This is a genomic window from Pseudomonas sp. UMAB-40 (genome assembly GCF_900095275.1).
Taxonomy (GTDB): Bacteria; Pseudomonadota; Gammaproteobacteria; order Pseudomonadales; family Pseudomonadaceae; genus Aquipseudomonas; species Aquipseudomonas mandelii_B.
The window spans coordinates 95,342-101,866 of record NZ_LT607566.1 but is presented as its reverse complement, the minus strand read 5'-3'; the positions used below and the strand labels follow the sequence as shown (position 1 = coordinate 101,866).

The window sequence follows — 6,525 nt, the reverse complement described above, 5'->3', positions numbered from 1 at the left end:
ACACCTGGCTTCGCGAGCCATTGATCCGCACGCAAAACCGCGTGCCCAGCGCGCGGGCGATCCCTTGCGGGGTTTCGACAACAAACGGGCGGGCGCCGGGATCCTTAGCGGTGCTGATCAACACTTCGCCATTCAGCAACACGACGCGACGCTCTTGCAGGTTGAAGGCGATGTCGACCGCGCTTTCCGTGTTGAGCAGCAGTTGAGTGCCGTCGGGCAATTGCAGGTTTTTCTGTTCGCCCACCGCCGTGCGTTGATCGGCGGTCCACTGCTGCCAGGGCAGATGTTGCGAAGCTATGCCGATGGGCCCGGCCATCAGCAACAAGCCCAGACGCGTGAGGGTCTGGCGGCGAGTGAGGCCATCCCTGCGAGCGGCTCGCTGCAAAGTCTGGATGGCGAGGTTGGCAGGCACGGCGCGAAATTCTCCGAGCAGCGCTTCGGCCCGTTGCCAGGCCTGGGCATGCTCGGCACTGCGCGTTCGCCATTGGGCAATCGCCTTGTGGTCGGACGGTGTCGCGGTGCCTGAGTGCAGCTGCACCAGCCAGTCGGCGGCCTCGCCGAGGATGTGTGGGTCGATCGCCGACGGACTCATCAAGCGACACTCAGGCAGGCGATGAACGCCGCGCGCATGTGCCGTTTGACAGTGATCAGCGACACGCTCAGGCGCGTGGCGATCTGGGCGTAGGTCAGCCCTTCGATTTGCGACAGCAGAAAAGTGTCCCGGGTGACGGCGGGCAATTCGCGCAGCAACGCTTCAATGCGCATCAGGGTTTCGAGTATCAGCAAGCGGGTTTCCGGCGACGGCACTTCGGCGACCGGCAACTGGGCAATGGTCTCCAGATAGGCGCGTTCGAGGTCCTGACGGCGCCAGCGGTCGATCACCAGGCCTTTGGCGATGTGCGTGAGCAGGGCGCGGGGTTCGCTGCCAAAGGGTTTGACGACTTGCCGGGTCAACAGGCGCAGAAACGTATCGTGGGCCAGGTCGGCCGCATCGCAGCGATTACCAAGTTTTCGATGCAACCATCCCTGCAGCCAACCGTGGTGTTCGCTGTAGAGGGTGTGGATTTGCTGATTCAGAGGCTGGTCGGCGGACGACATGGGGGGCAGATACTCGTTGCGGGCATCCTGGCCTGAGTGCAATTAAGAATTGATCGCATTCTAGTGGCACTCCACGAGCGCTGGCAATTGTCTTTTTGATCGGCCCCGCCAATGGCCTCCTCGACTTCTGAAATATTGGCTATTTGTCCACGGCGTCGTCAGGACTAACTTAGCTCCACCCCTTGCTATTGGAGTCCACCATGAAACCTCGCATCGATTTTTACACCGCTTCCCCAGATGCCCTCAAAGCCATGATCGCGCTGGAAGGCGCTGTTTCGAAGTTGCCGCTGGAAAAGACCCTGATCGAACTGGTCAAGCTGCGCACCTCGCAAATCAACGGCTGCGCCTTCTGCCTGGATATGCACAGCGCCGACGCCATCAAGGGCGGTGAAGACCAGCGCCGTCTGTACACACTGTCGGCCTGGCGTGAAACGCCATTCTTCACCCCGCGTGAACGTGCGGCGCTGGCGTGGACTGAATCCTTGACCCTGCTGAGCCAGACTCACGCACCGGATGAAGACTACGAACTGGCGGCATCCGAATTCAGCCCGAAGGAATTGGTCGACCTGACCGTGGCCATTACCACGATCAACGCCTGGAACCGTCTGGCGGTGGGTTTCCGCAAAATGCCTCAAGCCTGATCAGTGAGCATCCGCTGACGGCGCGGCCGGTGGTTGCACCTTGCGCATCAAGGGCACCATCACTGTGGCAATAATGAAGCAGACCATGATCATCAGAAAGGCGTCGCCATAGGTCTGCGTCTGCGCTTCACGGTAAGTCAGCAGCCACAGTTGATGCAGGCTGGCGGTGACGCCGGCGTCGCCGCTCTGGCCGAGGGCGGCGAAGTTGTTGCCGACCTGGGACAGCCATTGGTTCAGCGCTTCGTTGGTGCTGTTCAGGTGTTCCGCCAACCGCGTGAAGTGCAGGTTGGTACGGTCGTTGAGAATGGTCGCACACGCGGCGATGCCGATGGCGCCCCCCAGGTTTCGCATCAGGTTGAACAGCCCTGAGGCATGTTTGAGCCGTGCCGGCGCCAGTCCGCCGAGGGTCAGTGTCACCGCCGGCGGCACGGCCAGTTGCTGGGCGATTCCGCGCAGGGCTTGCGGCAGCATCAATTCTTTGGCCCCCCAGTCATGGGTGATCGGGCTGAAATCCCACATCGACAGCGCGAACAACCCGAGGCCGGTCATCATGATCCAGCGCAGGTCGATACGATTGGCCAGAAAGGCGTACAGCGGAATCGCCATGATCTGGAACACGCCGGTGGAGAAAACCGCCAGACCAATGTCCAGCGCACCGTAGCCGCGCACCCGGCCGAGGAACAGCGGCGTCAGGTATATGGTCGCGAACAGGCCAATCCCGGTGACGAACGAGAAGAAACAGCCGAGGGCGAAGTTGCGATCCTTCAAGGCGCGTAAATCGACGATCGGGTTGGCCACGTGCAGGGTGCGGCCAATGAAGGCCAGACCGGCGAGGCCGCTGATCCACGCCGTGGTCAGAATCGTACTGTCGCTGAACCAGTTCCAGCGCGGGCCTTCTTCGAGGGTGTATTCCAGGCAGCCGAGAAACAGCGCCATGAACACCATGCTCAAATAGTCGGCACCCTTGAGCAGCGACAATTCCGGCTGGTCGATTTTCACCAGCATCGGCACCGCCACCGCGACGAAAATCCCGGGCACCAGGTTGATGTAGAACAGCCAGTGCCAGGATGAAATGTCGGTGATCCAACCACCGATCACCGGGCCCAGTGTCGGTGCCAGCGAAGCCACTGCGCCGATGGTCGCGGCCGCGATCACCCGTTGTTTGCCGGTGAAGAAAAAGAACGCGGTGGTGAACACCAGCGGGATCATCGAGCCACCGAGAAAGCCTTGCAGGGCACGGAAGGCGATCATGCTCTGAATGTTCCAGGCTGCGCCGCAGAGCAGGCTGGCCAAGGTGAATCCCACCGCAGAAGCGCAAAACAGCCAGCGCGTCGAGAACACCCGGGACAGCCAGCCCGACAGCGGGATCACGATGATTTCAGCAATCAGGTAACTGGTTTGCACCCACGCCGTTTCATCGGTGCCCGCCGAGAGCCCACCGCCGATGTCACGCAGCGAAGCGGAGACGATCTGGATATCCAGTAGCGCGATGAACATGCCGATACACATGGAGGCGAAGGCGAAGACCTTGGTCGCCGTCGCCATGTTCGCGGCATTGAACGGTTGCGCGGGGGCGGCGAGGGCGGCGAGGGCGGCGAGGGCGCGACTCATGGCGCGCTGGCCATGGCCGGAGATTCGGGTTCTTTGCGGGTGTCCACTTCGGCGGTCACCGACAGGCCCGGACGCAAGTGACCGAGTACGCCATCGGCAGGATCGAGGATGATTCTTACCGGCACCCGCTGAACGATTTTGGTGAAGTTGCCGGTGGCGTTTTCCGGCGGCAGCACGCTGAACTGTGAGCCACTGGCCGGCGCGAGGCTGCCCAAATGACCGTGGAATTCCTGCCCTGACAGTACGTCGGCATGAATGACCACCCGCTGCCCCGGAATCATGCGCGCCAGTTGATCTTCCTTGAAGTTGGCATCAACCCACAGACCACTGGACGGTACCACCGACAGCAGTTGCGAACCCGCCTGGGCATAAGCGCCGACCCGCGCCCGACGATTACCGACCACGCCGTCCACCGGGGCCTTCAGTTCGGTGTAACCCACGTTCAGTTGCGCCAGATCACGTTCGGCGTGGGCCTGCATCAGCGCGGCACGGGCCTGTTGTTTCTGGGTTGCGATCACGTTCAGCTGCCGTTGCGCCGCCAGCAGTTCGGCCTGGGCCCGCGAACTGAGGGCCTGAGCCGTTTTGAACGTCGCGTCGGCGCGTTGGGCGCTTTCCACCGAGACCGCATTGCTGCCGACCAGTTTTTTGTAGCGCGCATTGTCGTCCCGTGAACGCGCGGTTTCGGCGCCGGCGGCATCGATGCCAGCGCGGGCCTGGCCGATCACCGCGTGTTGCAGTTGTTCGGTGGCGTCGAGGTTGGCGAGCAACGCTTCTTCGGCGGCCACCGCGCCTTCGGCCTTGGCCAGGTTGGCGCGGTAGTCACGGGCGTCGAGGCGGATCAGCACGTCACCGGCCTTGACCTTCTGATTGTCAGTGACCAGCACTTCTTCGATATACCCTGCGACTTTCGGGCCGATCACTGTCACGTCGCCGCCGATATAGGCGTCGTCGGTTTCTTCAATGAAACGCCCGGCCGTCCACCAATGCGTCGCGTACAACCCGGCAAACAACAGGGCCGCGATGGTCGCCGTCAGCAGGATCAACCGTTTGAGCAGGGGAGGCTTGGGTGTGCTCACCGGGACAGCAACGTCGGGTTCGAGGCTGGGCATGCTGGTCATTGAGTGAATACCTGTGGGAAACGGGTCTTTATTACGAGTGTAATATGACGTAGGTAATATTTTGTGGCAAATGATTTCTGCTTCCGGTCGTCAGGTCGTCGGTGGTCACTACAAACAAACCAATTGTTTAAGAAATGTAAGCGTTGTAGGACGCGTCTTGCATTTGTGTAGGAACGATCTGACTATCACTCGCATTGATGGGATGGCATTAAGCCATTTGATGATGACAGGGATGTTGAGTGCCGTATTCGTTTCGCGTTGTGCCTCGTCGTAGTTCCTCGCCTTGCACGCTGTTGTTGGCTTCGTTGTTGAGCCTGAGTGCTTCTGCACTCCAGGCGGCAGAGCCTGCCGCCCCAGGCCAGGAAGTGCTGCGCCAGCAACAACAGCAGCAGCGCGATCTGCAACAGCTGCAACTGGACCAGCGCCGTCGGCAACTGGAGCGCGGCAGCTTTGGTCCTGCGCCAGTCGCGCCGGCCGTCCCCGCCAGTGTGCCCGCCGATGAACGCTGCTGGCCGCTAAGTGGCACGCGCGTCGGCGGCGTTACCCTGATCAGCAGCCAGTCACTCAACGAGCGAATCAAGCCGCAACTGTCGTCCTGCATGGGCGTCGGTCAGATCAACCATCTGCTGGCGACCATCACCGGCCTTTATGTGGACGCGGGGTACATCGCCAGTCGGCCGTACCTGCGCAGCGCGCCGGTCGCCGGGCAATCGCTGGATATCGTGGTCGATGAAGGTTACGTCGAGTCCATCGAACTGGCCGACCAGAGCCTGCCGGTGTCACTCGGCGGCGCCTTCCCCGGAATGCTCGGCAAGCCGCTGTACCTGCGCGATCTGGAGCAAGGCCTGGATCAACTGAACCGCTTGCGTTCGCTTGACCTGACGGCCGACATCGCCCCCGGCACGCAGCCCGGCGCCTCGCGGATCATCCTGCGTTCGCGCACAAACGGCCAGTCGCGATGGGCGTTGGGCCTGGGCGTCGACAACCTCGGCAGCGCCAGCACCGGGCGTGATCGCGACACCTTGAGCCTGAGCCTCGACAGTCCGCTGGAACTCAACGACGCCCTCAATGTGAGCGTCAGCGACACCCTCAATCGCGGCGATCGCTACAGCCGCAACGCCAGCCTTTACTACGCCATTCCTTACGGCTACTGGACCTACAGCGTGTTCGCCAGCCATGCCGAATACCGTGCGCCGTTCAAACTCAGCACCCTGGAGTTCCACAGCAGCGGCATCACCGACCAGCTCAGCGTGCGCGCCGACCGGGTGCTGTGGCGCGATCAAAGCCGTCAGCTCAGCGCGAATCTGCAACTGGCCCACAAGGACGTCGACAGTTATCTGGAGAATATTCGCCTCGGTATCCAGAGCCCGACCCTGACCGTGGCCGAAGCCGGTTTGAACCTGTTCTGGCTCAACAGCGCCGTGTGGAACCTGGACGTCAATTACGCCCAGGGCCTGCGCTGGTTCGGTGCCGATGACGATGCCCAGCGCCAGGTCAACAACCTGCCCAAGGCGCAGTTTCGCAAGTACCGCGCCGGTCTCAGCCAATGGCGCAACGGGAGGTTCGGTCAGCAGACGTGGCAGTGGCAAAGCCAATTGAACGTGCAGTACAGCCCCGATCCGCTGCCGGCCATCGAACAACTGCTCGGCACCGACGATTCCGCCGTGCGCGGTTACCGGGTCAACAGTGCGTCTGGTGCCAGCGGCGCGATCTGGCGCAACACCTTGCGCCTGCCGCTGCGCAGCGATTGGCCGGTGCGCGTCACCCCGCGCCTGGGGCTGGACAACGGCTGGGTCAAGGCCGACCACGGCGCCCAGGGCCAACGCCTGAGCGGGGCCAGCGCCGGGGTCAACCTGAGCTGGAAAAACCTGCAAGTGGACGTCGATTACCAACGCAGCCTCAACACCCCCAGCGGTTTAAGGCATGAGCCAGAGACCTGGCTGATGCGCGTGGGGTTGCAGATATGACCACCGACTCACCCGACACACACTCAGCCGTCGGACCTGTGCGCGACAGCCTCGGTAATCATCCCAACGCGCAACGTGATGCCGCACTTT

At 62.1% G+C, this 6,525-nt stretch carries 6 protein-coding genes; 2 read left to right on the top strand and 4 right to left on the bottom strand.

Annotation, left to right across the window (positions count from 1 at the left end):
• Window positions 1-592, bottom strand: a 592-nt coding sequence (locus K0F88_RS32515) for a FecR domain-containing protein (RefSeq protein ID WP_374039735.1), incomplete at its 3' end; no start/stop codon positions are given.
• Entirely contained in the window at window positions 592-1,098 is a 507-nt protein-coding gene (locus tag K0F88_RS21885; RefSeq protein ID WP_219096508.1) for a sigma-70 family RNA polymerase sigma factor, read from the bottom strand. The genes K0F88_RS32515 and K0F88_RS21885, both read right to left, overlap by 1 nt.
• Window positions 1,099-1,298: 200 nt before the next feature.
• Here K0F88_RS21885 and K0F88_RS21880 point away from each other — a divergent pair, with 200 nt between their 5' ends.
• Entirely contained in the window at window positions 1,299-1,739 is a 441-nt protein-coding gene (locus K0F88_RS21880) for a carboxymuconolactone decarboxylase family protein (protein WP_094468235.1), read from the top strand.
• Here K0F88_RS21880 and K0F88_RS21875 read toward each other — a convergent pair whose 3' ends face one another.
• Together K0F88_RS21875 and K0F88_RS21870 are read right to left on the bottom strand one after the other, a co-directional pair.
• On the bottom strand, window positions 1,740-3,350 hold the full coding sequence (locus K0F88_RS21875; protein ID WP_219096507.1) for a DHA2 family efflux MFS transporter permease subunit: 1,611 nt from the start codon (window positions 3,348-3,350) through the stop codon (window positions 1,740-1,742).
• A complete protein-coding gene (locus tag K0F88_RS21870; RefSeq protein ID WP_094468233.1) occupies window positions 3,347-4,468 on the bottom strand; it encodes an HlyD family secretion protein in 1,122 nt (373 codons plus the stop codon). Before K0F88_RS21870 ends, K0F88_RS21875 begins: the two co-directional genes overlap by 4 nt.
• 239 nt (window positions 4,469-4,707) lie before the next feature.
• On the opposite strand from K0F88_RS21870, the gene K0F88_RS21865 reads away from it, so the two are divergent.
• Complete coding sequence (locus K0F88_RS21865) at window positions 4,708-6,435, top strand: ShlB/FhaC/HecB family hemolysin secretion/activation protein (protein ID WP_219096506.1); 1,728 nt, start codon at window positions 4,708-4,710, stop codon at window positions 6,433-6,435.
• Window positions 6,436-6,525: the final 90 nt, after the last annotated feature.